The organism is Rhodoglobus galactosidasius (assembly GCF_054957775.1).
In genome coordinates this window covers 84333-108459 of record NZ_JBQIAV010000007.1, presented here as the reverse complement: position 1 = coordinate 108459, position 24127 = coordinate 84333, and the positions used below count along the sequence as shown (strand labels likewise).

The following is a 24127-nucleotide window of genomic DNA, read 5'->3' as shown; positions in this document are numbered from 1 at the left end:
CTGCTTCGCTTCGAGCTCGCGCGCGCAGCTACTTCTTCTGCTTCGGCGGCAATGCGCTCACCGGCGCACCCTTCAATCGCACCGAAACTGTTTCACCGGGCAGCGGATGCCGTTCCACTTCATGTTGGACCGCCACAACAGTGCCGTCGAACAGTCGCACGCGCGTGCGTCGCAGGGAGCCGAGGAAGCTGGAGGAAACGACGGTGCCGGAGATACCGTCCGTTGCGAGAACCATATCCTCCGGTCGAACCAGTGCCAACACAGGGCCATCGGGCATCGGGTCGCCCAGGAGGTTGAGGCTGCAGCCGTGGAGAGTGACTGCTCCGTCGATGAGGTCTGCGGGCATCCGGTTGCTGAGACCAACGAAGTCGGCAACGAACGCATTCGCCGGAGTTGCGTAGAGCTCTTCTGGCGTACCGATCTGCTCGATGCGGCCATCACGCATGACGGCGACGCGGTCGGCAACCGCGAGCGCCTCCTCTTGGTCGTGGGTCACAAACACGGTGGTGATTCCGAGCTCGGTCTGGATGCGGCGGATCTCTTCGCGAAGCTGCACCCGAACCTTGGCGTCGAGTGCGCTGAGCGGTTCATCGAGCAACAGCACGCGGGGCCGGGTGACGAGCGCGCGGGCAAGCGCTACGCGCTGCTGCTGGCCACCCGAAAGCTGGTGGGCGAATCGGTCACGATGCTTGGTGAGGCCGACCATGTCGAGGGATTCGAGAGCGCGTTCGCGACGCCGGGTCGAGGCGACCTTGCGCATCTTGAGTCCGAACTCCACGTTCTCGAGCACCGTCATGTGCGGGAACAGCGAGTAAGCCTGAAACACCATTCCGATGTCGCGCTTGTTCGTGGGCGTCTCCGCGACATCCTCGCCGTCAATCAGGATGCGCCCACTGTCGATGCTTTCGAGTCCCGAAATGCTGCGCAGTGCTGTGGTCTTGCCGCAGCCGGATGGCCCGAGCAGCGCAACGAGTTCGCCGGGAGCAACCTCCAGATCGATGCTGTTGAGCGCGGTATGACCCGCGAAGGCCTTGACGACGGCGCTGAGTTGGACTGTTGCCCCGGTTGTGGGCGTGGTCGTCGTGCGGCTCTCGGTGAGCGCTGCGGTCATGATTTTCTCCTAGAAGGCGTCGCTGATCCGAGTCGACCGATGATCAGTAGCAAAACAAAAGCAAGGGCAAGCGCAAAGAGCGCAAAGATCACCGCGACCCAGGGGTCAGACTGCGAAACCTGAAGCAGCGCGGTCTGCAGGTTGCGACGATTGAGCAGGCTGGCGATCGTGAACTCGCCGAGCACCACTGCGATGGAGATGAAGGATGCCGCAAGCACTCCCCGGCGCAGGTTCGGTAGCAAGATCATCCACAGTACGGTCATCCAGCCGGCACCGAGAGTACTGGCCGCTTCGCTGAGGGTCTTTACCGGGATCGCATCAAGGTTCGACTGGATAGCGCGGTAGGCGTAGGGCAGCACGGTGATGCCGTAGGCGAAGGCGAGAGTCCAGGTGGATCCGCCCAGAACCTGCACGATTACCGAGTAGACCGGGGCAAGTCCGACGACGAGCACGATGGCGGGCACCGTAATGGGAATGATGCAGATGAACTCGAGCGTGCGCTTGAGCCGCGGAAACTGCATGTGCACGAGCACCATTGTTGGGAGTAGCAGCACGAGAACGATTCCGACGGTGACTGCCGCGAGCACGAGCGAGTTGCCGATCGCTTGGTAGAGGCCGCGGTAGGTGCGAGCGCTATCTTCGCTGAATAGTCCCGTCCAATGACTGACCGTGTAGTCACCGGCGAGCCCGTTGCGGAACGTGAACTCGATCATCGCGATCACGGGGATCAGGAAGATCGCACCAATGATGCCGAGGATGAGACGACGCGTGAGAGCGCTTGGCTCGGCGCCGATGCGCACGGCCTGGTTCGCAGGCTTGGCTCGCTTGCTCACCGTCTCGACAGGCTGCACGGGTGCTGAGACGTTCGCGCTCATCGTTGCCACCTCGAGGTGCGCGACTGCAGCACCGAGTAGGCCCACATGACGACGACCATGACCACGATCATCCCGAGCGCGAGTGCGCCCGCCATGTTTTCGCGACCCAGCACGGTCTCGCTCACGAGTGCCGCCCGGATCTGCAGTGGGACGATCTGCGAGCCTTGGCTGATGAGCGCGGCCGCCGTAGCGAACGACGAAAACGCGTTGGCGAAGAGCAGCAGCAGCGAGCCGAGGAACGCGGGCGCGAGCACGGGGGCTGCGATGTGACGCCAGTAAGCGAAGCGTGTGCCTCCGAGAGTTGCGCTGGCTTCAGCCCACTGCGGGCGAAGGGCGGTGAGCGCGGGCAGGAAGGTGATCACCATGAGGGGAACCTGAAAGTAGACGTAGGGCAGGATGAGGCCCGGCACTTGATAGAGCCACACGCCATCCGCAAAAATGTCGACGCCGAAGCTGTCGCGCAGGATGACCGTGACGAGTCCCTGCACGCCGATCGTCGCGATAAACGCGAACGCGAGCATCACACCACCGAACTGGGCGAGCACGCTCGCGGCCGACTCGATGATCGTGCGCAGCACTCCGCCCACGCGGGTGCCGAGCATCGCGTAACAAATGAGGGCACCGACAACAGCACCGATGACAGCGCTGACGCCTGACAGCCAGAACGAGCTACCGAAGGTGGCAAGGATGGTCGGGGTGAACAACCCCGTCACGTTGTCGAACGTGAGCGAGCCATCATCGGAGAAGAAGCCCGTGACCACGGCAAGGATCGTGGGGAGGGCGAGAAAGATGAGAACGTAAGCCGCGAATGGCGTCAGCCCCGCATAAGCGAGGCGACGACGCCGATTCGACGGCTTTGCCAGGACCACCCGAGGATGGTGCCGAGCGGAGTGCTCGACACCATCATGTTCGGGCGCTGGCTCAGTTGCTAGCGACACGATGTATTCAATCGGATGAATCTTAGTGGCATGAGCATCAGCGGAATGGGCATTAGCCGATTGCCGCAGCCCACTTCTCGGCCAAGATGGTCGCGTTCTTTTCGGCCTGCTCGGGGGTCGGCGTGACGAGTTCGCCCTCCAGCGCACCGAGTGCGTCGAGTGCATCGGTATCTACAGTTCCGGCATCCTGCAGAGCCTGGATCGTTACGGGGTAGGCGCCACCGACGATGAACAGATTCTGTGCTTCGGGGCTGTAGAGGAATTCTTGCCAGAGGCGAGCAGCGGCAGGGTGGGGGGCATCTTTGCTGATGGCCTGGTTGTAGAAGCTCGTGTAGACAGTGCCAGGAAGAGTCGTGACCTTCCAGCCATCAACCGTTGCTGCAGCAGCAAGGTTGTTGTAGCTCCAGTCGAAGGCAACCTTGGTCTCACCGGCAGCAATAGTTGCGCCTGTGACGTTGACCGGGATGAAGTTGCCTGCGTCGTTGAGCTCGCTGAAGAACTCGATGCCGGGGGTGAAGTCATCAAGCGTGCCACCGCTGTGAACCGTGGCGAGTCCGAGAGCAGCAAACGCGGCTCCCGCCTGCGTTGGGTCGCCGTTGAGCGCTACAGCGCCGCGGTACTCAGGCTTGAGCAGATCGTCGAGGCTCGTGGGCTCGGGAACCGAGTTGGAGTCATAACCGATCGACATGCTGCCGGTGTAGTCGTTGACCCAGAGACCGGTTGCTTCTTTGTTGCCCTCGGGGATCTCATCCCAGTTGGCAACCATGTAGGGGGCGAAGTAGTCGAGGCTGTCGAGAGTTACCGCGGTACCGAGGTCGAAGACGTCAGGTGCAGTGTCTTGACCTTTGAGATTGTCAGCTGCGGCGATCTCTTCGGCGCTAGAAACGTCGGGGTCGGCCGAGTTGACGATGATGTCGTACTTCTCTTCAAAGAGAGCCTTGATCTCGCCGTAGTTTGCCCAGTTGTCGGGAAGGGCGATGACGTTGAGCTCTCCTTCAGCCTGCGCGGCTGCGATGAGAGCATCCATGCCGCCAAAGTCGTCGACGGTGGTGGCGGTCGATGCATCTACATCGCCAGCCACTGGCTCAGGCGTGCTGCAGGCACTGAGAGTGATCGCCGATGCTGCAACGAGTGCGACAGCGGCGAGGGTGCGCTTAGTGAACAAGAGTTCCTCCAACGATTGTGACGACCGCCCGCGTTGTCAACGAGCAGAGGAGCCGAAACGATCTGGAGCTTACCGTAATCAGTGGCAAAGCTCGATACCTTGCGCGCTGGTGAACGATCGATGAACGACACAAACACACTCTCCCCTGGGCTTCTCCGACGCTGGATGTCTCCGCATCTAGGTAGAGTCGATTCCGTGGTCGATTCCCTTTCTGCAGCCCAAGCGCGCCGCGTGCTGCTGGCAGCTCAGGGCTTCGGGCGGCCCACCGCGACGGCAGCTAAGCCCGCTGGTACGCGACAACTCAATCTGCTGTTCGACCGCATCCGCCTGCTTCAGCTCGACTCCGTCAATGTGTTTGAGCGCAGCCACTACCAGCCGGCATTTGCCCGCCTCGGTCACTATGACAAAACGGCTCTCGATGCCCTCACTTTCCGCACGCCAACAGCGCGCACGCCCAGCCGCTACGTCGAATACTGGGCACACGAGGCCGCACTAATTCCGCTCGAGTCATGGCCACTCTGGCAATGGAAAATGGATGCCCTCAGCCGACGCGACCCCGAACGCTACGAATGGGCGCGCAACAACCAAGCCATGCTGCAGTGGTTGCGCGATGAGCTCGCCAGCACCGGGCCTATCTCGGCTCGCGAGATTGAGCATGACGCCAATCGCCGCGCTGGACCATGGTGGGGCTGGTCAGACGTCAAACAGGGCTTAGAGATGTTGTTCCGCTGGGGCGAGGTCGTGAGTGCTGGCCGCACCCGATTCGAACGCCGGTATGCGCTCACCGAACACGTTATTCCCGCCGAGTTGCGGGAGCGTGAGGTAAGCCGCACCGACGCGCATCGAACCTTGGTCGCACAGGCCGCACGCGCGCTGGGAGTTGCTACAGCATCCGATTTGGCTGACTATTTTCGGCTCAAGAATGTCGATGTTCGTGCGGCTATTGCCGAGCTGGCCGACAGCGGCGAGTTCGTGCCCGTCACTGTGCAGGGCTGGAGGCAACCTGCCTGGCTGCACCGGGATGCTCGCCTGCCGCGACGCCTTCAGCATGTTGCACTGCTCTCCCCCTTCGACCCCGTGGTCTGGGATCGCCCGCGTGCCGAACGCATGTTTGGGTTCCGCTACCGCATCGAAATTTACACGCCAGAGCCCCAGCGCCAGTTCGGCTACTACTCGCTGCCTGTGCTGGTGGATGATGCCCTCGTCGGACGCATTGACCTCAAGACCGATAGGCAGGCACGTGTGCTGCGCGTGCAATCCGCCTGGCACGAACACGGGCTTGAAGCACGCGCGGGCGGTCTCGGCTCTCTTGCGGAACGCATCGTCCCGACCCTGCGCGAGATCGCACACTGGCAGGGCATGGAGTCGATCAGTGTGACCGGTCGCGGCACGCTCTCGCCGACTATCGAGACCGAACTGCAGCGTTAAAAGGTGTGCCCGATCTCGCCGAGGCGTTTAACGCGGTCAGCGAGCGGCGGGTGGGTGCTGAACAGGCGATCCATGAGGCCCGGCTTGGTGGGATCAGAGATCCACATGTGCGCCATGGTGGAGTTCTGCTTCACCATGGGGCGGCCGTAGTCGCCGAGTTTCTGCAGGGCACTGGCCAGAGCATCCGGATGACGCGTGGTGAGCGCTCCCGTGGCGTCGGCGAGGTATTCGCGCTGGCGTGACACTGCCGCTTGCACGACTGCGGCGACGAGTGGCGCAATGATGAATGCGGCCAGTCCGAGCACGAGCATGATCGGGTTGCCACCACTGTTGCCGCGGCCGCGGCCCCCGAAGAAGGCTAGGCGCAACAGCATGTCAGCGATGAACCCGACCGCAACAACCAGCCCAAACACGATCATTGAAACGCGGATGTCGTAGTTGCGAACGTGCCCCAACTCGTGCGCCATTACGCCCTCAAGTTCGGAGTCGGTCATGAGGTCAAGCAACCCGGTCGTGGCGGCCACAATCGCGTGTTCCGGGTCGCGACCGGTGGCAAACGCATTGGGTGCCGGGTCGTTGACGATGTAGACCTTCGGCATCGGTGTTCCCGTCGTGATCGACAGGTTTTCGACAATGCGGTACAGCCGCGGGTTGTCGGCTTTCTGAATCTGACGAGCGCCACTCATGGCCACAGCCTGTTTGCCTGCAGCAAAGTACTGAAACAGGGCATATGCGGTCGCAATCACGAGCGTCAAGATGACAATCGAGATGTCGTTATAGATAGCAGACGCTAGATAGCCGAGCCCACCAATAATCACCAAAAACAACAACACGATGAAGACTGTGTTGCGTTTGTTTTTGGCTATCGCGCTATACATGTGAACCGTTCTCGAAAGTGGGGTCGTCGGGGTAGGGGTAGTTGCCTGCCGGAACGGGAGGTGCCGAGAACGGCACCATCACGCTCACTGGCAAAGCGACAGCCGTGGGAGGCGCTGGTTAGAACTGAACGCGGGGAGGCTCGGCGATGGATGCGGCATCCGCAACCTCGAAGAAATCGCGCTCGGTGAAGCCAAGGTTGCGCACGTACAGGGTATTCGGGAAGACCTTGATCTTGGTGTTGAGCTCGCGCACACCACCGTTGTAGAAGCGACGGCTGGCCTGAATCTTGTCTTCAGTATCGACCAGCTCGCCCTGAAGCTGAAGGAAGTTTTGGCTAGCCTGCAGCTGCGGGTACGCCTCGGCGACCGCAAAGATACTCTTGAGCGCAGACTGCATGTGGTTCTCAGCGGCAGCAGCATCTACAGGGCCCTGCGCGTTGAGAGTTTCAGCACGAGCTTTGGTGACCGACTCGAAGACGCCCTTTTCGTGAGCGGCATAGCCCTTGACCGCCTCGATGAGGTTCGGCAGCAGGTCGGCACGCCGCTTGAGCTGCACCGTGATGTCGCTCCACGCCTCGTTACAGCGAACATTGAGAGTCACCAGCGAGTTATAAGTCGACCACAGGTAGATGCCGATGATGACGACGAGCAAAACAATGACGCCAAGTACGATCAGGAATTCCATGCCTCAACTATAGAACGCCCCGCTGTGCCTCCACCGAGAAATGGGGCGCGCGATGACCCCCAATCACGGGCGGAATGGCTATTTGCTCGGCTTGGTGCCCGTGATCGCCGACGTGACGAACTTGCCGAAAAACGGCGAGCGCAACAGCGCGAGGGAAGTGCGGCGCACCCAGAGCTGAAATGCTGTGTGCGGAAGAAAGCCGTCGGCGGCACGACGCCCGGCCGCCTGCTTCTCGGCGACCACCGGCATCCATTCCTCTTCGTATTCGGCGAAGGCTGCGCTGAGCTCGCTGTCGCTTACCAGTTTCTCGGCAAGCAACACTCCGCCAGCAATTGCCAGCGAGGCACCCTGCCCCGCGAGCAGCGATACAGCTTGGGCCGCGTCGCCGACGAATACGACTCGTCCGCGACTCCACACGGGCAGCTCAATCTGGGCGACCTGATCGTAATAAAGGTGCTGGGGGTCTGGGCACTTCTCCAGCGCCTCGTCGATGTCGTCGCCCAGCCCTGCATATGCCTCACGAAGAGCCTCACGCGGGTCAGCGGGAAGAGCCGGATCATCGACTCGGTGCGCGGCAAACAGGGCCACGCTGCCATCGCGCAAACCATAGAGGCCAACCATACGATCCCGAACGTCAGTGGAGACGAGCGCATCGCCGAGCTTGTCGTGGAGTCGAGGAGAGTCGAAGGTATATGCGCACGTGTGCATACCAAGCTGTCGATCGAAAGACTGTGAGTGGCCAAACACCGTTCGTCGCACTGCGGAATGGATGCCATCAGCCCCCACCATAATGTCACCAGAGATGCGCGAACCATCCGCAAGCACCGCAGTGACGTAGTCGGTGCGGTCCTCTAGATCGATGACGGGGCTCGAAAAGCGCACATCAACACTGTCGGGCAGGATCTCGAACAACGCCAATTCAAGATCTTGACGCATGAGGCTCAGGAGCTTGCCGCCCTCATTTGCCGCAACGACGCCATAGTCGACCGACTGGCTGCGACCATTGGGTCGCACGAAACGCGCCTCGCTAATCGGGTAGTGCAATTCGCGCAGCCGATCGAGGATGCCAATCTTTTCGGCAGCGTCATAGCCAGGGCCAAAGAAATCGATCATATAGCCCTGCATGCGACGTTCAGGCGCAGCCTCTAGGAGGGTCACCTTCCAGCCTTTGCTCGCCAACTGACCGGCGACCGTAAGCCCCGCAATTCCTGCTCCACACACAATGGCTTTAATAACCGCGCCCTTTCATTACTGCAAGAACTCATTGAAACCCGGATACCTGCCGGAGAGGGACTCGGCATGCCGGTTGTGCAGTTTTCCCCAGTGAGGGCGAGGCCACAACGCCTTCGTCGGCGCACTTGACGGCTCGAACGCGCTGCTCTTGAGTGGAGTCATGACATTCGCAAACGTAGGCACCCTCGGTGTTAAGTCCGGCCATCGCGACGATGTAGTCGCGATCCTCACGCGTCGCAGCACTGAGCTCGATGGGGCCGGATGCCTCAGCTATGAGGTTGGCGTCAGCGACGAGCATCCCAACACTGTGTTCGTTTCTGAGCTGTGGGTTTCGGCCGAAGCCCACCAGGCTTCGCTGCAACTCGCGAGCGTTCAGGCAGCCATCAAGGAGGCCATGCCGCTACTCAGCGTAGAGATAGGCGGCCACCGCTTTGAGGTAGTGGGGTCACCGCTGCGCGACTAACTGCGCGCGATTAGGCATGCGCGGCTAGCTCATCTCGACTAGCTCGAACTCGCCTCGGGCTAGTGTTTTCGGTGAGTGGCGCGGGTGAAGCCCGGGAGGCCGCTGTTTTTGCGCATCATGCGCCAAATAACCCACGCGAGTAGCCCAAAACCGGGGAACAGGATGAGAGCCGCAACCCACAGCGCTGTCATCAGCGGCAGAACGGTGCTGTCACGAACGGTGACGACAATTGCCAAAATCGTAACAACGTAGAAGGCGATCACGCCCACCAAAATAATGACGTTTAGACCTGTGAATTCGACGATGTTGTTTCCTCCTTGGCAAATCCCTGCACTGGCTTTTCCCTGAGAGTACTCCCGCTGCGTCGACTATGCGATGCGACGCTCGGGGAATAGCCACCGCACGAGCGCGAACCCGATTGCCGCTCCAATGAGTTGCGCCGCGATGAATCCGGGAGCCGAGGTGGGCGCGATTCCCGCGAAGGTTTCGCTGAACATCCGGCCAATGGTGATGGCGGGGTTCGCGAAACTTGTGGAGCTCGTGAAGAAGTAGGCGCCGCCGATGTACACGCCGACGGCGATGGGCGCGAGGTTTGCGCGGCCAGTGCGCACGAGGGCGAAGATCACGACGATGAGTCCGGCGGTGGCGACGACCTCGCTGAGAAAGTGGCCCGGTGTGAGGCGCACCGTGGTGCTGAAGGTGACGGCGGGCTGCGCAAACATGAGGTTCGCGAGGATGGCACCGACGATGCATCCGATGATCTGGGTAGGGATGTAGAAGGCGGTGTCACGCCATGACCGCAGGCCGCTGAGCGAATCGACGATCGAGACGACCGGATTAAAGTGTGCGCCGCTGACGGTCATGAAGACGAGGATGAGCACGCCAAGGCCGAACGCGGTCGCGAGCGCGTTCTCGAGCAACTGCAGGCCGATGTCGCCGGGCGAGAGCTGTTGGGCGGCGATGCCGGAACCAATCACGACGGCAGCAAGGCCGGCGCTGCCAACAAATTCTGCGGTCAAACGACGTGCAAGGGCAAGGTGGCGGGGCGCGGTCATTGGGCGATCATACCGAAACATTGATAACTGTCTATGAATCAGTGTCAGGCACTTAGACTGATTGCTATGTCAGCGACTGCGCACCGAGCACCCGCCAGCACACAGACTGCCGCCGATTCTCCCGAGAGTAACAGCAACGACGTAGAGGCCCGCGCCTCCGAACGCGCCGTCGCCGAGCGCATCGCCCAGAGCATGAGAGCGATCGCCGACCCGACCAGGGTACAGATTCTGCGACTACTCATGGATGCCCCGGATGGCCGCCGCGGAGTCACCGATCTCGCCACCCGCCTCGGCCTCACCCAACCCACCGTGAGCCATCACGTGCGCATTATGGCCAACGACGGCATCCTGCAGAGCTCGCAAGAGGGCCGCCAGGTTTGGTATTCGCTCGTGCAGTCGCGACTGGCTGACGTGTTCGACTTTGTGCAGCGCTCCCCCGCTGATTCGAGTCCCGCGGCCGTCGATCCGACCGTGCTCGGGCGCATCACCGACGACCTCGCTCTGCGCTTCGCCGGAGTCTTCTCTCGCGAAACTGTCGCCGAGTACGTCGCGAGCAGCTACGAGCTACTGCGCCAGGGCGCTCCGCGCGATCGCCACTTGTCGTCGCACACGTCGCGATTTGCCGCCGATCGGTTGGGGTCTCTTGCCGAAGCGGATGCCCCGGCCTCCGCTTCCGTCACCGACGTGTTGTTCGTGTGTGTGCAGAATGCGGGTCGCTCGCAGCTGGCATCCGCGATTCTGCGCTCTCTTGCCGGAGACCGGGTGCGGGTGTTGACGGCCGGTTCGCAGCCGACCGAGTCCATCAACCCAAAGATTGTGGCGGCGCTCGATGAGGTCGGCGTTTCCGTCGATGGCGAGTACCCGAAGCCGCTCACCGATGAGGTCGTGCGGGGTGCGGATGTGGTGATCACGATGGGCTGCGGCGATGCCTGCCCCATCTACCCGGGCCGTCGCTACCTCGATTGGGAACTTCCCGACCCGGCAGAGATGTCGATGGATGGCGTGCGTGCCGTGCGCGATGACATCGATCGTCGAGTGCGCGAATTGTTGCAGTCGCTGCCGTCGATGAACGCTGAGTGAACTAACCTCGGCCGGCGTCATCGCCCCTCGCGCAACACATAGACATTCATCTATGCTTTAGTCATGACCACCGAAACTGTCACACCCCAGAAGCCTGTTGTTCTTTTCGTCTGCATCCACAACGCTGGCCGTTCGCAAATGGCGGCCGGCTACATGACCGCCCTCTCGAATGGCGCGGTCGAGGTGCGTTCGGGCGGCTCAGAGCCCGGCAACGAGATTAACCCGATCGCAATTCTGGCCATGGCCGAAGAGGGCATCAACATCTCGCAGGCAGTCCCCCAGCTCATGACCACCGACCAAGTGCAAGCCTCGGATGTTGTCATCACGATGGGTTGCGGCGACGTCTGCCCCATCTTCCCCGGCAAGCGCTATGAGGACTGGGAGCTCGTTGACCCCAAGGGCAAGGGCCTCGACGAGGTGCGCCCCATCCGCGATGACATCAAGGCACGCATCCAGAAACTGCTGGCGGAGATTCTGCCCGCCTAAGCAAGCAACGGATGCAGGCTTGAGCGTTTAGCGCCCCCTTGCTCGCTTCTTTGCGCGCGCGAGAGCCTGAGTCGCCATAATGAGATAGTCGTCGCGGCTCTCGGTGAGCACGACTGAGTCTTCACCGTAGGCGTCGAACGCAATATCCACGAGCGTCAGCAAAGGTCACCATCACACCGTTCGCCGAGCGGCTAGTCGTTGAGTCATCCCTCGGCGGAATGAATCCCCTACCGTTCGCATTGAGCCACGATGGCGACAGCCCCAACTCGAGCGACATCTCCTTCACCACACGAGAAACCTCAGCACTCGGCTCGATCGAGGCATCTATATCGCGAGTCATTCGCGTGTCAGCGTCATCAGGGAACAACAACGCCATGGCCGAACCACCAATGACATGGATGCGTGCCTCGACTCCGGCAGCCTCCAGCCGCCTCGCCAGTTCATCAAGGAGCCAACGTACTTCACTCGGATCCATCTCAAGGTCGCTCGACAATTCAGACCCTCGTCAGACTTCGCTCATCAATAAAAATATTGAGTTCACGAAGATAGTCGGGAGTCGTCGTCTTGGCACGCTCACGCAGCAGCGGGAACTCAGACAGAAACCACGGCTCTGAGAGCTTGGAAGTGTGCGTCCAGGCAGGGCGTTCCATCTCGGGAATCGCCTGCGCGTAGGCCGCACGCATGAGAGTGTCCCACCGCTTGTCTGGCAGCGGAGTAGGAGCAAGCTCCACTTCAGCCCGGTCGAATTCAGCAGAATTATTGGCCAGTTCCTTTACTGCGTGAGTCAACAACCGAAGCGGAAACGTCGGATCGCTGTCCCGCAAAAGCGAATCGGCAAGAGAATCAGCAACCCGATAGGGTGCGTAGCGCGACATCGGGCCAGCTCTACCAGCAGTGATCCGGAGGCTGGCACCCATTGCTTCAAGTGCCTCGCGTAGGGAGTTCAGCTTGATCGTGCCCTCAGCCTCTGAGCGTTCCAATTGCGACACAGCGCTCGGACTCACTTCAAGGAGCGCCGCGAGCTCTTTGACAGTTATTCCTGCCGCTCGCCGCGTGGATTTGATCGTCGATGCCACCGTGCGCCTCCTGATAAAATGTAGCCATAGCTTCATTTTGTCATACGGGATGTCGGCTGGCTAGCGTCACCTGCAAAAAACAGTGCCCCGACAGGGACTCGAACCCTGACTGTGATGATTTTAAGTCATCTGCCTCTGCCAATTGGGCTACCGGGGCACGCCCCACGCAGTGCGTGGGGCACAGCATCACACTACTTGGGGCGTGATGCGAACTCTTCGAACGCGACGCGTGGTTCTACGCGTGCCTCGATCGAGATAGTGTCGCGACCCCAGAAGAAGTTGATGATCCAGTTGCCGAAGACGCGAGCTTTGCGCTCGAACATCGGCATTGCCATGCCGTGGTAGCCGCGGTGCATAATCCAAGCAGGGAAACCCTTGATGGCGACCTTTCCGGCCTGGAAGACACCGTGGTACAGGCCGAGACCGGCAACCGCACCCAGGTTCTTGTGGAAGTAATCCTTGGTACCTTCGCCACGAAGCGAGGCAACAATGTTCTTGGCCATGAGCTTGCCCTGGCGAACAGCGTGCTGTGCGTTCGGAACGCAGAAGCCACCAACACCACCACCGGTGAGGTCAGGAACAGCAGTCGCGTCGCCAGCACCCCAGGCACCTTCGACAACACCGTCATCACTGATGACACGGAGGTCAGCCTGCATGCGCAGACGGCCACGCTCGTCGATGGGAAGGTCAGTGCCACGCAGAACCGGATTGGCCATAACGCCAGCGGTCCACACGATGGTGTCTGACTGGAAGGTTTCGCCAGTCGACAACTCAACCATGCCATCCACAGCCGACTTCAGCTGCGTGTCGAGGTGAATCTGTGCGCCACGGTCGGCGAGGTTCTTGATGACCCACTTGCTGGTCTCCAACGAAACCTCGGGCATAATGCGTCCCATTGCCTCGATGAGGTGGAAGTGGGTGTCTTCGAACGCGAGGTTCGGGTAGAGCGGCAGCAGTGACGAAGCAAGGCTGCGCATTTCGCCGAAGGCCTCAATACCGGCAAAGCCACCACCGACAACGACGAACGTCAACAGACGGTCACGCTCGGGGCCAGCAGGCAGGTTGGATGCCTTGTCGAAGTTGGTGAGGATGCGGTCACGCACCTCAACAGCCTCTTCGATTGTTTTCATGCCGATTGCTTCGTCAGCGACGCCCGGAATCGGGAACGTGCGCGAGACGGCACCGGCAGTGACAACGACGAGGTCGTAGTCGATCTGCCACGAGTCACCCACGTCAGGCGTGATGGTCGCCGTTTTCGTCGCGTGGTCGATTCCGGTGACCTTCGCCGTGATGACCTTGGTGGTCTTCAGGTGGCGACGGTGTGGGACAACTGCGTGACGAGGCTCGATTGAGCCTGCAGCAACCTCAGGCAAGAAGGGCTGGTACGTCATGTAGGGAAGAGGGTCAACCATCGTGACCTCTGCTTCGCCGCGACGTAGCAAGTTTTCTAGCTTACGAGCAGTGTAAAAACCGGCGTAGCCGCCGCCGACAATCAAGATTTTTGGCACGAGTTAGAGTCTCCTAAAGGGGCAAGTTCGCCACCAAACCTACTCTGTCTCGCGCGTAGTCCTAAACCGACGCCAGACCGCAAGGCCCCAGACAGCGAAAATAGTGAGAAAAATGCCATAAACAGCAAGTGGTACACCCACATTGCGAAGCATGCTCACTGTGGGGAGCAGCGTTCCGAGCGGACTGACCGGGCCCGCAGCATCCGGAACACCATCGACAACTGGCGCCGGGGTGGGCGTAGAGCTAGAGCTCGGAAGTGGCGCAGGGGTCGACACGGCCCGACGGTAGATCGTGATCCACTCGGCGAGACTGCCCATCGGGTTTTCCTCCACCAGCGGCACGTAGGCGTTCACGGCATCCTCGGCATCCACAAGCCCGAAACCGTAAATCGCATCAGTGCCCGGAGCACCAGTGTCGTGTGCGGTCGAAACTATACGGTTAATTACGTTGGCCGCATCGAGCTCCGGATGCGCGGCACGCACCAGCGCAACAATGCCCGCCACAATCGGGGTTGCCCCACTTGTTCCGTTCCAGAGCACGTGCGAACCGCCAGGAGCAACGCCTACAAGGTCTTCACTCGGCGCCGAAACACCGATCGTGATGCCCTGAGTGGATGCGTTAAAACTCGCCACCCCGTTCACGTCAACACCGGCAACAGTCAGAACACCGGGCATAGTCGCAGGCGCACCCACTGAAGTCGTTCCGCTACCACGGTTGCCCGCAGCCGCCACAACAACGACATCGTTGTCCATGGCGTAGAGGAACGCGCTATCCCAACTGAGCGGCCAATCCAAGGTTTCGCGAGTGAGCGACAGGTTGATGACATCCGCACCCTGATCAACGGCGTACCGCACCGCCTGCGCAATCTGGTCATCAGAACTAATCAGGCCACCGGTGAAACCGATCGAGATCGCCAAAATATTGGCCTCGGGTGCAGCACCAAGAACGCCTGCATCTGTGCCCGTGCCGCGACCCGCAGCCAGCGAGGCAACAAGCGTGCCGTGTGCGGGATTCTCATCACCGACCGGGGTCTGTCCATCAGGAGACCCCTTGCCCGAGAAATCTGTGCCGCCCGTCACTGCACCGACAAGCTCTTTTACGCTGCCATCAACACCAGTGTCAATCACCGCAATCGTGACGCCGGCACCCTTCGTAGTCTTCCAAGCGGCCTCAATGCCATATTCTTGGAGCCAATACTGCTGATCGCGAACCGCATCCGCCTGAGCAGGCGTCGCCACCAACAGCGAGGCCAAGCTCGCCATCAGTACAGCGGCAGCCGCCCAACGCTTCACTTGCCGGTCCCCCCTGCCGCATTCGCAGACGCCGCGTTCGCCGCAGCTTTGGGCACAGAAACTTCATCAGCAGCAGCAGCATCCGAGTAGTCGGGGCACTGGCACACCGTGGGGTTCCACGAGGCGCGTTCAAGCGCAATATCACCAATGGGATTCACTCCGGGGCCAGCAGCGAGCGTGTGGCCCACGAGCGCGTGCAAGCACTTGACACGAGTGGGCATGCCGCCAGCAGAAACTCCAGCAAGCTCAAGAACAACCTCTATGCCCTCCCTATCAGCAATGTAGGCGTCGTGCGCAGCCTGATACTGCTCGGCGATTTCGCCCTCGAGCATTGCTGCCAGCTCAGGCATGTGACCTTCGGCCTCAAGCGTCGACACGGATGCCGTAGCAGCCGGGTGGCAGAGGTAATAGATGGTGGGAAACGGCGTTCCGTCACTCAACCGCGGTTTGGTCGAGACGACGGTCGGCGCACCACAAACGCAGCGTGCCGCGATGCCGATTACGTCGCGAGCGGGTCGACCAAGTTGAAGCGACACAATGCGCACATCTTCATCGCTGACAGTGTCAAACGGTGGGGTGGTCATTGCGTCGGTCCTTCAATCACGGGGGCGATCAGCTTGTCGGGCGCGTCTTCAGTGAGACCAGCAGTGTAGATCGACGACACCAAGGTTTGCACCCAATCGATCTTGGTGGTCTGGATGCTCGTGCTCACTGGCACCCCATCGTTGTTGGTCACATCGGCAGCTTCACCGGTCACCAGGTAGCTCACTTCGCCCGGATACACGTAGTACAGTCTGTCGCGCGCTTGCGACTCAATGTAGGCGCGGTCGTTCCAGCGGGCGGCGTTCTCTTTGAGATCATCAACAGACTCTTGAGCCTCATCCACTTCTGTCTGCAACTGGGCAATGGTCTGCTGTTGCTCGATCAGAATGCGCAGATTGGGGGCAAGAACGATGACCGCGAGTATGAGCAAACCAAGCATGAGCACGGTGAAGCCTGAGAAGCGGATCGTGCGCAACCAGTGTTCGGGCGCGCTCTCCTCCGGCAGCGATACCGCTACCTTTTTTGCTCGCACTCGCCTAGCCATGCGTTCGATGCTAGACGACGCTGATGGGCGCTAGCCGACGAACCGCGGGAACGCGGAACGGCCGGCGTAAACTGCGGCATCGCCGAGCTCTTCTTCGATGCGCAGCAGCTGGTTGTACTTAGCTACGCGCTCTGAACGAGCCGGTGCGCCGGTCTTGATCTGGCCGGTGTTGAGCGCGACTGCGAGGTCAGCGATCGTGGTGTCTTCTGTCTCACCTGAACGGTGCGACATGACTGCCGTGTAACCGCTGCGGTGAGCGAGAGCAACAGCGTCGAGGGTCTCGGTGAGCGAACCGATCTGGTTCACCTTGACGAGGATCGAGTTTGCCGTGCCCTTGGTGATTCCTTCAGCGAGACGTTTCGGGTTGGTGACGAAGAGGTCGTCTCCCACGATCTGAGTCTTGGAACCGATCTCGGTGGTGAGCTGAGCCCAACCCTCCCAGTCGTTCTCGTCGAGAGGGTCTTCGATCGACACGAGCGGGTAGGCCGAAACGAGCTCGGAATAGTACGCGCTCATGTCGCCGGCCGACTTCGAGGTGCCCTCGAAGGTGTACGAACCATCCTTGTAGAACTCGGTTGCCGCAACGTCGAGCCCCAGAGCGATGTCCTTGCCCGGCGTGAAGCCGGCCTTTTCGATTGCTTCCATGAGCAAGTCGAGCGCTGCCCGGTTGCTGGAGAGGTCGGGGGCAAAGCCACCCTCGTCGCCGAGGCCGGTGCTGAGGCCCTTGCTCTTCAAGAGGTCCTTGAGCACGTGGTACGTCTCAACGCCCCAACGGAGGCCTTCGCTGAAGGTATCTGCACCGTGCGGGAGGATCATGAACTCTTGGATGTCGACATTGCTGTCAGCGTGCGAGCCACCGTTAATGACGTTCATCATCGGTACGGGCAGCACGTGAGCGTTCGGACCACCGAGGTAGCGGAAGAGGGGAAGGTCTGCGGAATCCGCAGCGGCCTTCGCAACAGCAAGTGAAACACCGAGAATCGCGTTCGCGCCCAAGTTCTTCTTGTTTTCAGTGCCGTCGACCGCGAGAAGCTCGGCGTCGACGAGGCGCTGGTCTGAAGCATCCAGACCTTCGATTGCTGGGCCGAGGTCGTCGATTACTGCGTCGACAGCCTTCTGCACGCCCTTGCCGAGGTAACGGTTTTTGTCACCATCGCGAAGCTCGTAAGCCTCAAACGCACCGGTGGATGCTCCCGAAGGAACTGCGGCGCGCGAAACCACACCGTCGTCGAGCAAAACCTCAACCTCAACGGTCGGGTTTCCCCGGGAGTCAAGAATTTCGCGGGCGCCAACTGCTTCGATCAAAGCCACAGGGGATCTCCTTCAAGAAAGATTGTTTGGACTATTAGTGGTGGATGTCCGGGTGAAAGCCTACTCCGAGCCAGCGAGCGATGCCGACTCGGCAGGCAACTCGGAGTCTCGCGGCACTGGGACGCGAAACTGACCGGTTACCAACAAAACAATGACGAGCACAAGAGGAACCAGCCACCCCGTCCAGCCAAGAATGGTCGCTTCGAGTGGACTAAATGTTTCGCCAGCCATAACAAAGACGAGCGAGAACCCCGCTGCAGCATTGAATGCACCGTGCGCAAGAGCTGCCGGCCACACTGACTCCGAGCGGATGCGCAGCCACGAAAACACCGCACCAATCACGATCGTCATGCCCACCATCGCGCTCAGCGCGAGCCAACCTGGCGCGTCTCCGTAGTTGTAGCCGAGCAGGATGAGGGGTGCGTGCCAGAGCCCCCAGATCACCCCCGAGATCAGAATTGCAGGGACGATACCCAGCGGCAGAAGTTGGGGTAACAGCCAGCCACGCCATCCCAGTTCTTCGCCGAGTGCCGGAATGGTATTGATGATCGAACCGATCGACACATTCACGAACTGGGCTACAACGAGAAGCACGATCGGCACGGGAAGAGGTGCTTGCCCTAGAGCCTCGAGCTGGGCATCCACCATCTCCTGAAAGCCAGAGAAGTTAACGAAGTCAGCCGGGTAGACGCCGAAGGCCACACCGACGAGCAGCGCGGCAAGAATAAGCGCTGGCGGCACGACGAGAGCAAGCGCTAAATACCGCAAGAACCGCCCGACAGGTCGGACCGACCCCAATCCGAGCGCGCGGCGACGCGATCGGCCATCGGGGTGTTTCTCGATGAAAAACACCACAACGAGAGCGGCGATTGCCGGAGTGAACATCATCGCCAGGGCGAAAACAAGAAAAATTGGGCTAGCGGGGCCGCCGCCGACTAGCTACTGCCCGCCGAGCGGCTTGAATTCGAGACTAGCAACGCTGTCGGAATCCGCACGGACGTTAACGAAACTGGTGAAACCAGCATCCCTCAACTGATCGAGTAACTGCGGCAGCTTGCGTGGGCGCGCCTCAAGTCGCACCCGCTTTCCCTCACGAATGAGTTCGGCCTGTAGGCGCACGAGGGTCGCCGGGTCAGCGTCGGTGTCATAGACGAGAGCAACCTGATCGTCGCTGGCTGCGTCATCCAACTCAACAAGGTCAACGAGTCGTTCGAAGCCGAGCGAGAACCCAACGGCCGGAACATCGCTGCCCAAGAAGCGACCGATCATTCCGTCGTAGCGACCACCACCGCCAAGCGAATAGCCGAGCGAGGGGTGAGCGACCTCAAAGATTGCTCCCGTGTAGTAGCCCATGCCGCGCACCAACCACGGGTCGAATTCGATGAGTGCGCCGGAGGTGCCACGACCGACCTCAACCGCGTGACCGATGGTCGCGAGGTCAGCAATTACTGCCTCGTTGACGCCGGCGGGCAGGGCGGCTCGGATCGCATCCGCTGTGAACTCTGGCTTGATTTCAGACTTGGGGCGCCGCAGGAACTCGGCGAGCGCTGCGACTGGGGCATCAGGAAACGCACGCTCGCGCAGCTCTGCAACCACACCTTCCGCTCCGAGTTTGTCGAGCTTGTCGACGGTGATGAGCACAGCTTCGTGCTCCTTAGCGGGGAACCCGAGCACGGTGAGCGCGCTCGTAAGAAGGCGACGGTCATTGACGCGGATGGTGCACCCCTCAATACCGAGAGCGTCGAGCGTTGCGGCAGTTGCGCTGATCAGTTCGATCTCCGCGCTCACGCCAGACTCGCCCATGATGTCGATGTCGCACTGCACAAACTGGCGGTAGCGGCCCTTCTGCGGCCGCTCTGCTCGCCACACTGGTGCAATCTGAATCGCACGAAAGACCTTGGGCAGTTCAGCGCGGTGAGTGGCATAAAAACGTGCGAGCGGCACCGTGAGATCGAAGCGCAACCCCAGATCAGCAAGATCGAGAGCTTCGGATGCTGCCTGCAGCTTGTCAGCGGTGAGCCCACGTTTCATCACAGCAAAGGCGAGCTTCTCGTTGTCGCCGCCCAAACCTGCATAAAGTCGCGAGCTGTCTTCCATCACCGGGGTTTCGATTTCATCGAAACCGTGTGCGCGATAGCTGCCCCGAATCACACCAAGAACCCGCTCGCGGCGGGCCTTGTCTGCGGGGAGGAAGTCGCGCATGCCGCGAGGAGGATTAACAGTTGACGCCATGATTCCTATTCTCTCCCACGCAGCAGAATCTCTCGTGCGCAGCAGTGCGTCGCGGCTAGTTGGTGGCTTCGCCTAGTTGGTGGCTTCGCCTAGTAGAGCCTCGACACGAATGCGGTGATGCTTCACCGCATTCTCGAACACCGCAGTGAATGTTTCGAGATCCTGATTCAGTACAAGGTCGAATTGCACGCCGCGGAACGTATTGACGAGCAGTCTCGACTCGACTTCGGCTTGCTTCGACTCAACACCGAGCGAAATGAGCGCTGCCGCCCCCAACTCAACCCATTGGTGGAAATAGTTTCGAGTGATGGTGAACTCGTCGCGCGACACCGCTTCAAGCAATCCCGCTTCGAATTCGAGTCGCTGGCGGTGCAAATTTTCCGGCAATTGCGTCCATTGCCAAGAAAGATACAGGCTCGAAAAGTACTCTTCTAGTGTGCCAGCGGGCAGCGCCGAGGCCTCTTCGGGGCTCACGCCGCGCGCGTTGGCTTGAATGATCTCGCGGATGAGTTCAGCACGGGTACCGAAATGGTAAACGAGCGTGAAAGTGCTCACGTCGAGAGCTTTTGCCAGCGAACGGACGGTGAGACTTGACAGCGGCTTATCAACAAGAAATTCGAGGGCTTGCTGAATCAGTGCTGGCTTGCGGGTCGGGTCGGGTTTGCGAGCCATAGTGGTTAACATAACGGTTGTTTGCTTATCAAGTCTGCAACCGTTATGATTTGTCCTTGTGTCACAACCCTGTTGACGGCACCACTTCTACTTGAATGCCCCCTCACTAGGGGCTTCTCCAACGCTGGATCGGTAGGCCGGGTAATCCCACCGATCCTCTAGCGCGCGATGCCTTTTATTAGATGATCGACGTGCGATCACATGTCTCATCTATTGGCGTCGCGCCGGTGCCCTCTCTATTCGGGTTAGGGAGGGCACCACCATTCAACTCGCTGCTGATTCAGTCTCGTGCGCCTGAATCTCCTCGCTCAAGCCACGCACCGCCGTGCGCAGGGCCCGCTCCGAATCAAGGCCGTTAGCTTTCGCGGATGCCACAATCGCTAGCAATAGCGGGCCAAGTTCGTCTTCTTCCGTGACATTGATCGCACCCGGCGCTGTGGTATCCAAGAGTCCCACCTTGTGGGCACGCCCTAGCAGCTTGTCGGCGAGCGCGAGTGCTGGCATCCCCTGCGGAACGCCGTCTATGACGCTGGTGCGATGCGGTTTCTCTGTCTTTTTGAGGTCATCCCATACCGCCATGACATCGTCGGCAGTTTCTGCGGTGGTGTCGCCAAAGACGTGGGGATGACGACCAACCATTTTCGCGGTCATGTTGGCTGCAACATCTTCGAGCGTGAAACGCCCCGCTTCAGCAGCGATGTCGGAGTGAAAGAGCACCTGGTAGAGCACATCGCCGAGCTCTTCGACCATGTCTTTCGGCTCGCCAGCCTCAATCGCCTCGACAAGTTCGTAGGTTTCCTCAACGAGATACTGCACGAGCGACTCGTGGGTCTGTTCGCGATCCCAGGCACAACCACCAGGCGCACGCAGTCGCTCTAAGGTGCCGATCAGTTTTTCGAGTTCGGGATGGGATGCTGCTGGCTCGGTCATGGCACCATCCTCCCACCATCGAAGATAAGCGAAGATCACGAACGGGATTGGGTATGTCGCACCCGATATCACGAGCGGGATCAGACACGATGTGCCTGTGGTCGCGACAAATAAACAGCCTTTTGCCGCCGCGCGCGAAGTTCCCTCTCGAAAGTCGGGAAGTCGAATTGCTGGCATTCTCGTTCGTCTAGTTCGACCACTGCTCAAAGTGAACCTATTGGGCTATCGCGCCGAAATGGCCAACGCTCTTTTTCCCGACGGACCAGCTGCGGGTGAGGTTCCCGGAACCAACCCCATAAGAATGCTTTTCATCGGGGATTGCGCAGCATCCGGGTATGGCGTGCTCAACCACGGCCTCGCAGTCGTGTCGAAGACCGCGCGCTATGTGGCGAGCGACCACAACAGAGGATGCTCGTGGTCGACGATCACCGATCCAGAACTCACCGCCATTCGCAGCGCGACGGCACTCTCCACGGCCACAATGAATGTCAAGTTCGATGTCGTTGTCGTACTCCTCGGGCCCCCCGATGTGCTCGTGGGAACAGCGGCGACCGAATGGGCGGCCAGTCTGAGCCGTGTAGTCGAGCTAGTTCGCAAAAACCCCGACGCCAATTGCCCCGTTGTGCTCGCCGCGATTCCGCCGATGTACCGCTTTCGCCCCATGCCAGACTCTGTTCGACGCATCCTCATGCTTCAAACCCACCACCTTAACCGCGCCTCTCGCTCGGTCGCAGACGCGCTCCCGCGGGTCACCTATTCCCACTTTCCCCCGATCGGCGCTGACGGGACTTACATCATGGAGCTGTTGAATTGGCGCACAATTCACTCACTGTGGGGCAAGCATCTAGGGAAAGATGTTTCGCTAGCAGTAGGTTTGGACGCTCAGAAACGCTAGCCCCCCTTGCCGTTGAAGCCCACTAGCCTGTGTGCCGCAGATCTGGCCGACGGTGAGGGTGTTAGCCGGTGGCAGACCACGCCTGCACCCGCCTTCCCGCCCTAAAAAATAAGGGAACATCAGGTACCGAGTTTGGGTATGTCCTGCCGACGGTAGCGCTCGACCTCGACCACTATGTGTCGTGTGGACCCGAAGAACACATCCTCATCCCATGCGCCCGGTGCAGCCCCACCCGGCGCTGTCCACCGTCGGGTGACGGGCGGAATCGTTCGCCTATTTCGCCCGCTGCTCAAAGTGAATTTGCTGGCGTATCGCGTAGATACGGCCAACGCGCTCTTTCCCTCTGGCCCCGCCGAAGGCGAAGTCATCGCCCCCGACCCTGCCCGCATGCTCTTCATCGGAAACGCTGCGGCATCCGGATATGGCGTTCTCAATCACGGCCTCGCCGTCGTCTCGCAAACTGCCCGCTACGTGGCACGAGAGCGCAACACAGGATGCTCATGGACGGTAGTTACTGACCCCGAACTGACAATGTCGCGGGCAGTCGCCGAACTGACAAGCGCGGCAACCGATGTGGATGTTGCCGTCATCATCTTGGGGCCGCCCGACGTGCTTCTCGGCACGACCGCTACCGAATGGTCGACGCAACTGCGCCAACTGGTTGCCACTGTGCGGCAGGGGCCGAACCCTCAATGCCCTGTCGTTGTGGCAGCGATCCCACCTATGTCCCGCTTTAGAGCCATGCCACGATTTGTGCAGCATATTCTCGCCTTGCAAATTCACCGCCTCAATAGAGGTTCTATTGAGGTCGCGGAGTCGGTGAGAGGCGTGAGCTATTCGCCCTTCCCGCACCTCGACACTTACGGAAATTTTGTGCAGGACATCTTCAGCTGGCGCAGCCTTCATGCGCTGTGGGGAAGGCAGCTCGGCGAAACTACCGTGACCGCTCTCGGCTCGAGCAGTTCTGCTCGCTGACAGCACGCTACTGGCGCTGCCTGTTAGACCACGGTGACCCTGGCTCCGCCTGCGGAGAGATTGCGGCCCTGCCTCATGCGAGAATCATCGGGTGGTAGACCAGCGCAAACGCCCCCGCATTTTTGGCACCGCTATCGGTGTTGCGCTCGTCGGAGCGATCGCTATCGCCGTCTACTCCGGAGCGCCACTGCCCGGCTTCGGCCCGGCCGACAGCGGATCTCCAAGCTCACTAGAGACATCCGCTGGCTCGAATTCCGGCGACCCGAATGGGGCCGACGACTCGACGGGTGGCAGCGCGAAATCGGGCATCCCCTCTGGCGCTTTCGCGGCGACCGTCAATTATGTGCACGATGGTGACACCCTGTACCTCGACAACGGGAGCACCGAACTGAAGGTACGACTGATCGGAATCGACACCCCCGAACTCAACAACCAGCAGAACCCTGACGCTGGTGAATGCTACGGCGAAGACGCACGAGAACTCCTCCGAGACTTTCTCCCCGAGGGCACCCAGGTATGGGCTCTCGAAGATCGTGAACCCGAAGATCGCTATGGGCGCTCACTGCTCTACGTGTATCTCGACGATGGAACCTTCGTGAACCTCGCCATGATCGAACTGGGCGCAGCCGAGTCGCTCAAGGTTGGCCTCAACGACCGCTACTGGCCTGAACTGCGCGATGCCGAAGACGACGCCTACGCAGCAGGGCTCGGCATGTGGGGTCGCTGCTAGCCAGCATCCCCACAAACGCAT

The 24127-nt window shown here is 60.5% G+C and carries 28 protein-coding genes and 1 tRNA gene; 7 read left to right on the top strand and 22 right to left on the bottom strand.

Annotated features, from left to right (window positions below; genetic code table 11):
- Positions 1 to 28: 28 nt before the first annotated feature.
- From ACTJJW_RS10555 to ACTJJW_RS10540, 4 genes are all read right to left on the bottom strand, one after another.
- Positions 29 to 1111: an ABC transporter ATP-binding protein gene (locus ACTJJW_RS10555; RefSeq protein WP_462644462.1), complete on the bottom strand. Its 1083-nt coding sequence runs from the start codon at positions 1109 to 1111 to the stop codon at positions 29 to 31.
- Positions 1108 to 1986 (bottom strand): ABC transporter permease, encoded by an 879-nt coding sequence (locus ACTJJW_RS10550; RefSeq protein ID WP_462644460.1) that lies wholly within the window; start codon positions 1984 to 1986, stop codon positions 1108 to 1110. Before ACTJJW_RS10550 ends, ACTJJW_RS10555 begins: the two co-directional genes overlap by 4 nt.
- The gene (locus ACTJJW_RS10545) at positions 1983 to 2855 is read right to left on the bottom strand and encodes an ABC transporter permease (RefSeq protein ID WP_462644459.1); all 873 of its coding nucleotides are present in this window, start codon (positions 2853 to 2855) and stop codon (positions 1983 to 1985) included. The genes ACTJJW_RS10550 and ACTJJW_RS10545 overlap by 4 nt, the downstream gene beginning before the upstream one ends.
- A gap of 121 nt (positions 2856 to 2976) precedes the next feature.
- Complete coding sequence (locus ACTJJW_RS10540) at positions 2977 to 4089, bottom strand: ABC transporter substrate-binding protein (protein ID WP_462644457.1); 1113 nt, start codon at positions 4087 to 4089, stop codon at positions 2977 to 2979.
- Between the two features lie 195 nt (positions 4090 to 4284).
- Here ACTJJW_RS10540 and ACTJJW_RS10535 point away from each other — a divergent pair, with 195 nt between their 5' ends.
- On the top strand, positions 4285 to 5517 hold the full coding sequence (locus ACTJJW_RS10535) for a winged helix-turn-helix domain-containing protein (RefSeq protein ID WP_462644455.1): 1233 nt from the start codon (positions 4285 to 4287) through the stop codon (positions 5515 to 5517).
- Here the strand turns inward: ACTJJW_RS10535 and ACTJJW_RS10530 are convergent.
- The 4 genes from ACTJJW_RS10530 to ACTJJW_RS10515 all read right to left on the bottom strand — a co-directional run bounded on the left by ACTJJW_RS10530 (position 5514) and on the right by ACTJJW_RS10515 (position 8475).
- A complete protein-coding gene (locus ACTJJW_RS10530; protein WP_462644454.1) occupies positions 5514 to 6395 on the bottom strand; it encodes a M48 family metalloprotease in 882 nt (293 codons plus the stop codon). The genes ACTJJW_RS10535 and ACTJJW_RS10530 overlap by 4 nt on opposite strands.
- Positions 6396 to 6513: 118 nt before the next feature.
- Positions 6514 to 7080: a LemA family protein gene (locus tag ACTJJW_RS10525; RefSeq protein WP_462644452.1), complete on the bottom strand. Its 567-nt coding sequence runs from the start codon at positions 7078 to 7080 to the stop codon at positions 6514 to 6516.
- 78 nt (positions 7081 to 7158) lie between these two features.
- Positions 7159 to 8301, bottom strand: a complete 1143-nt coding sequence (locus ACTJJW_RS10520) for an FAD-dependent monooxygenase (RefSeq protein ID WP_462644451.1) — start codon at positions 8299 to 8301, stop codon at positions 7159 to 7161.
- Between the two features lie 27 nt (positions 8302 to 8328).
- Positions 8329 to 8475: a D-arabinono-1,4-lactone oxidase gene (locus ACTJJW_RS10515; RefSeq protein WP_462644450.1), complete on the bottom strand. Its 147-nt coding sequence runs from the start codon at positions 8473 to 8475 to the stop codon at positions 8329 to 8331.
- On the opposite strand from ACTJJW_RS10515, the gene ACTJJW_RS10510 reads away from it, so the two are divergent.
- Positions 8474 to 8776: a putative quinol monooxygenase gene (locus ACTJJW_RS10510; protein ID WP_462644448.1), complete on the top strand. Its 303-nt coding sequence runs from the start codon at positions 8474 to 8476 to the stop codon at positions 8774 to 8776. The genes ACTJJW_RS10515 and ACTJJW_RS10510 overlap by 2 nt on opposite strands.
- A gap of 59 nt (positions 8777 to 8835) precedes the next feature.
- Here ACTJJW_RS10510 and ACTJJW_RS10505 read toward each other — a convergent pair whose 3' ends face one another.
- Positions 8836 to 9039: a PLDc N-terminal domain-containing protein gene (locus ACTJJW_RS10505; protein ID WP_462644446.1), complete on the bottom strand. Its 204-nt coding sequence runs from the start codon at positions 9037 to 9039 to the stop codon at positions 8836 to 8838.
- A gap of 105 nt (positions 9040 to 9144) precedes the next feature.
- On the bottom strand, positions 9145 to 9831 hold the full coding sequence (locus ACTJJW_RS10500) for an aquaporin (RefSeq protein WP_462644445.1): 687 nt from the start codon (positions 9829 to 9831) through the stop codon (positions 9145 to 9147).
- A 66-nt stretch (positions 9832 to 9897) separates the two neighbouring features.
- Between ACTJJW_RS10500 and ACTJJW_RS10495 the strand changes: the two genes are divergently transcribed.
- On the top strand, positions 9898 to 10911 hold the full coding sequence (locus ACTJJW_RS10495; RefSeq protein ID WP_462644443.1) for a metalloregulator ArsR/SmtB family transcription factor: 1014 nt from the start codon (positions 9898 to 9900) through the stop codon (positions 10909 to 10911).
- Positions 10912 to 10974: 63 nt separating this feature from the next.
- Positions 10975 to 11397, top strand: coding sequence for an arsenate reductase ArsC (locus tag ACTJJW_RS10490; RefSeq protein WP_462644441.1), 423 nt, complete (start codon positions 10975 to 10977; stop codon positions 11395 to 11397).
- Between the two features lie 121 nt (positions 11398 to 11518).
- Here the strand turns inward: ACTJJW_RS10490 and ACTJJW_RS10485 are convergent, their stop codons facing one another.
- The 12 genes from ACTJJW_RS10485 to mazG form a co-directional block, all read right to left on the bottom strand.
- Positions 11519 to 11872 (bottom strand): hypothetical protein, encoded by a 354-nt coding sequence (locus ACTJJW_RS10485; RefSeq protein ID WP_462644440.1) that lies wholly within the window; start codon positions 11870 to 11872, stop codon positions 11519 to 11521.
- Positions 11873 to 11891: 19 nt separating this feature from the next.
- Complete coding sequence (locus ACTJJW_RS10480; protein WP_462644438.1) at positions 11892 to 12473, bottom strand: helix-turn-helix domain-containing protein; 582 nt, start codon at positions 12471 to 12473, stop codon at positions 11892 to 11894.
- 83 nt (positions 12474 to 12556) lie between these two features.
- Positions 12557 to 12630 (bottom strand) — tRNA-Leu (locus ACTJJW_RS10475).
- A 34-nt stretch (positions 12631 to 12664) separates the two neighbouring features.
- Positions 12665 to 13981, bottom strand: coding sequence for an NAD(P)/FAD-dependent oxidoreductase (locus ACTJJW_RS10470; protein ID WP_462644436.1), 1317 nt, complete (start codon positions 13979 to 13981; stop codon positions 12665 to 12667).
- 39 nt (positions 13982 to 14020) lie between these two features.
- Positions 14021 to 15274, bottom strand: coding sequence for a S8 family serine peptidase (locus tag ACTJJW_RS10465; RefSeq protein ID WP_462644434.1), 1254 nt, complete (start codon positions 15272 to 15274; stop codon positions 14021 to 14023).
- Positions 15271 to 15858: a DUF501 domain-containing protein gene (locus tag ACTJJW_RS10460; RefSeq protein WP_462644432.1), complete on the bottom strand. Its 588-nt coding sequence runs from the start codon at positions 15856 to 15858 to the stop codon at positions 15271 to 15273. The genes ACTJJW_RS10465 and ACTJJW_RS10460 overlap by 4 nt, the downstream gene beginning before the upstream one ends.
- Positions 15855 to 16361: an FtsB family cell division protein gene (locus tag ACTJJW_RS10455; protein ID WP_462644430.1), complete on the bottom strand. Its 507-nt coding sequence runs from the start codon at positions 16359 to 16361 to the stop codon at positions 15855 to 15857. The genes ACTJJW_RS10460 and ACTJJW_RS10455 overlap by 4 nt, the downstream gene beginning before the upstream one ends.
- A gap of 30 nt (positions 16362 to 16391) precedes the next feature.
- Complete coding sequence (gene eno, locus ACTJJW_RS10450; protein WP_462644429.1) at positions 16392 to 17672, bottom strand: phosphopyruvate hydratase; 1281 nt, start codon at positions 17670 to 17672, stop codon at positions 16392 to 16394.
- A 60-nt stretch (positions 17673 to 17732) separates the two neighbouring features.
- On the bottom strand, positions 17733 to 18560 hold the full coding sequence (locus tag ACTJJW_RS10445; RefSeq protein ID WP_462644427.1) for a CPBP family intramembrane glutamic endopeptidase: 828 nt from the start codon (positions 18558 to 18560) through the stop codon (positions 17733 to 17735).
- A 51-nt stretch (positions 18561 to 18611) separates the two neighbouring features.
- On the bottom strand, positions 18612 to 19904 hold the full coding sequence (gene hisS, locus ACTJJW_RS10440; protein WP_462644425.1) for a histidine--tRNA ligase: 1293 nt from the start codon (positions 19902 to 19904) through the stop codon (positions 18612 to 18614).
- A 72-nt stretch (positions 19905 to 19976) separates the two neighbouring features.
- Complete coding sequence (locus ACTJJW_RS10435; RefSeq protein WP_462644424.1) at positions 19977 to 20576, bottom strand: TetR family transcriptional regulator; 600 nt, start codon at positions 20574 to 20576, stop codon at positions 19977 to 19979.
- A 264-nt stretch (positions 20577 to 20840) separates the two neighbouring features.
- Positions 20841 to 21506 (bottom strand): nucleoside triphosphate pyrophosphohydrolase, encoded by a 666-nt coding sequence (gene mazG, locus ACTJJW_RS10430; protein WP_462644422.1) that lies wholly within the window; start codon positions 21504 to 21506, stop codon positions 20841 to 20843.
- Between the two features lie 235 nt (positions 21507 to 21741).
- On the opposite strand from mazG, the gene ACTJJW_RS10425 reads away from it, so the two are divergent.
- From ACTJJW_RS10425 to ACTJJW_RS10415, 3 genes are all read left to right on the top strand, one after another.
- The gene (locus ACTJJW_RS10425; protein ID WP_462644420.1) at positions 21742 to 22401 is read left to right on the top strand and encodes an SGNH/GDSL hydrolase family protein; all 660 of its coding nucleotides are present in this window, start codon (positions 21742 to 21744) and stop codon (positions 22399 to 22401) included.
- A 183-nt stretch (positions 22402 to 22584) separates the two neighbouring features.
- Positions 22585 to 23376, top strand: a complete 792-nt coding sequence (locus tag ACTJJW_RS10420) for an SGNH/GDSL hydrolase family protein (protein WP_462644418.1) — start codon at positions 22585 to 22587, stop codon at positions 23374 to 23376.
- 91 nt (positions 23377 to 23467) lie between these two features.
- The gene (locus tag ACTJJW_RS10415) at positions 23468 to 24106 is read left to right on the top strand and encodes a thermonuclease family protein (RefSeq protein ID WP_462644416.1); all 639 of its coding nucleotides are present in this window, start codon (positions 23468 to 23470) and stop codon (positions 24104 to 24106) included.
- The last annotated feature ends 21 nt before the right edge of the window (positions 24107 to 24127 follow it).

What these genes read in the sequence shown, in the direction of transcription:
- ACTJJW_RS10555 (WP_462644462.1), bottom strand. Translation starts at nt 1,111, where the DNA reads ATGACCGCAGCGCTCACCGAGAGCCGCACGACGACCACGCCCACAACC.
- ACTJJW_RS10550 (WP_462644460.1), bottom strand. Translation starts at nt 1,986, where the DNA reads ATGAGCGCGAACGTCTCAGCACCCGTGCAGCCTGTCGAGACGGTGAGC.
- ACTJJW_RS10530 (WP_462644454.1), bottom strand. Translation starts at nt 6,395, where the DNA reads ATGTATAGCGCGATAGCCAAAAACAAACGCAACACAGTCTTCATCGTG.
- ACTJJW_RS10525 (WP_462644452.1), bottom strand. Translation starts at nt 7,080, where the DNA reads ATGGAATTCCTGATCGTACTTGGCGTCATTGTTTTGCTCGTCGTCATC.
- ACTJJW_RS10510 (WP_462644448.1), top strand. Translation starts at nt 8,474, where the DNA reads ATGACATTCGCAAACGTAGGCACCCTCGGTGTTAAGTCCGGCCATCGC.
- ACTJJW_RS10515 (WP_462644450.1), bottom strand. Translation starts at nt 8,475, where the DNA reads ATGACTCCACTCAAGAGCAGCGCGTTCGAGCCGTCAAGTGCGCCGACG.
- ACTJJW_RS10500 (WP_462644445.1), bottom strand. Translation starts at nt 9,831, where the DNA reads ATGACCGCGCCCCGCCACCTTGCCCTTGCACGTCGTTTGACCGCAGAA.
- ACTJJW_RS10495 (WP_462644443.1), top strand. Translation starts at nt 9,898, where the DNA reads ATGTCAGCGACTGCGCACCGAGCACCCGCCAGCACACAGACTGCCGCC.
- ACTJJW_RS10490 (WP_462644441.1), top strand. Translation starts at nt 10,975, where the DNA reads ATGACCACCGAAACTGTCACACCCCAGAAGCCTGTTGTTCTTTTCGTC.
- ACTJJW_RS10485 (WP_462644440.1), bottom strand. Translation starts at nt 11,872, where the DNA reads ATGGATCCGAGTGAAGTACGTTGGCTCCTTGATGAACTGGCGAGGCGG.
- ACTJJW_RS10460 (WP_462644432.1), bottom strand. Translation starts at nt 15,858, where the DNA reads ATGACCACCCCACCGTTTGACACTGTCAGCGATGAAGATGTGCGCATT.
- ACTJJW_RS10455 (WP_462644430.1), bottom strand. Translation starts at nt 16,361, where the DNA reads ATGGCTAGGCGAGTGCGAGCAAAAAAGGTAGCGGTATCGCTGCCGGAG.
- ACTJJW_RS10445 (WP_462644427.1), bottom strand. Translation starts at nt 18,560, where the DNA reads ATGATGTTCACTCCGGCAATCGCCGCTCTCGTTGTGGTGTTTTTCATC.
- hisS (WP_462644425.1), bottom strand. Translation starts at nt 19,904, where the DNA reads ATGGCGTCAACTGTTAATCCTCCTCGCGGCATGCGCGACTTCCTCCCC.
- ACTJJW_RS10435 (WP_462644424.1), bottom strand. Translation starts at nt 20,576, where the DNA reads ATGGCTCGCAAACCCGACCCGACCCGCAAGCCAGCACTGATTCAGCAA.
- mazG (WP_462644422.1), bottom strand. Translation starts at nt 21,506, where the DNA reads ATGACCGAGCCAGCAGCATCCCATCCCGAACTCGAAAAACTGATCGGC.
- ACTJJW_RS10425 (WP_462644420.1), top strand. Translation starts at nt 21,742, where the DNA reads ATGGCCAACGCTCTTTTTCCCGACGGACCAGCTGCGGGTGAGGTTCCC.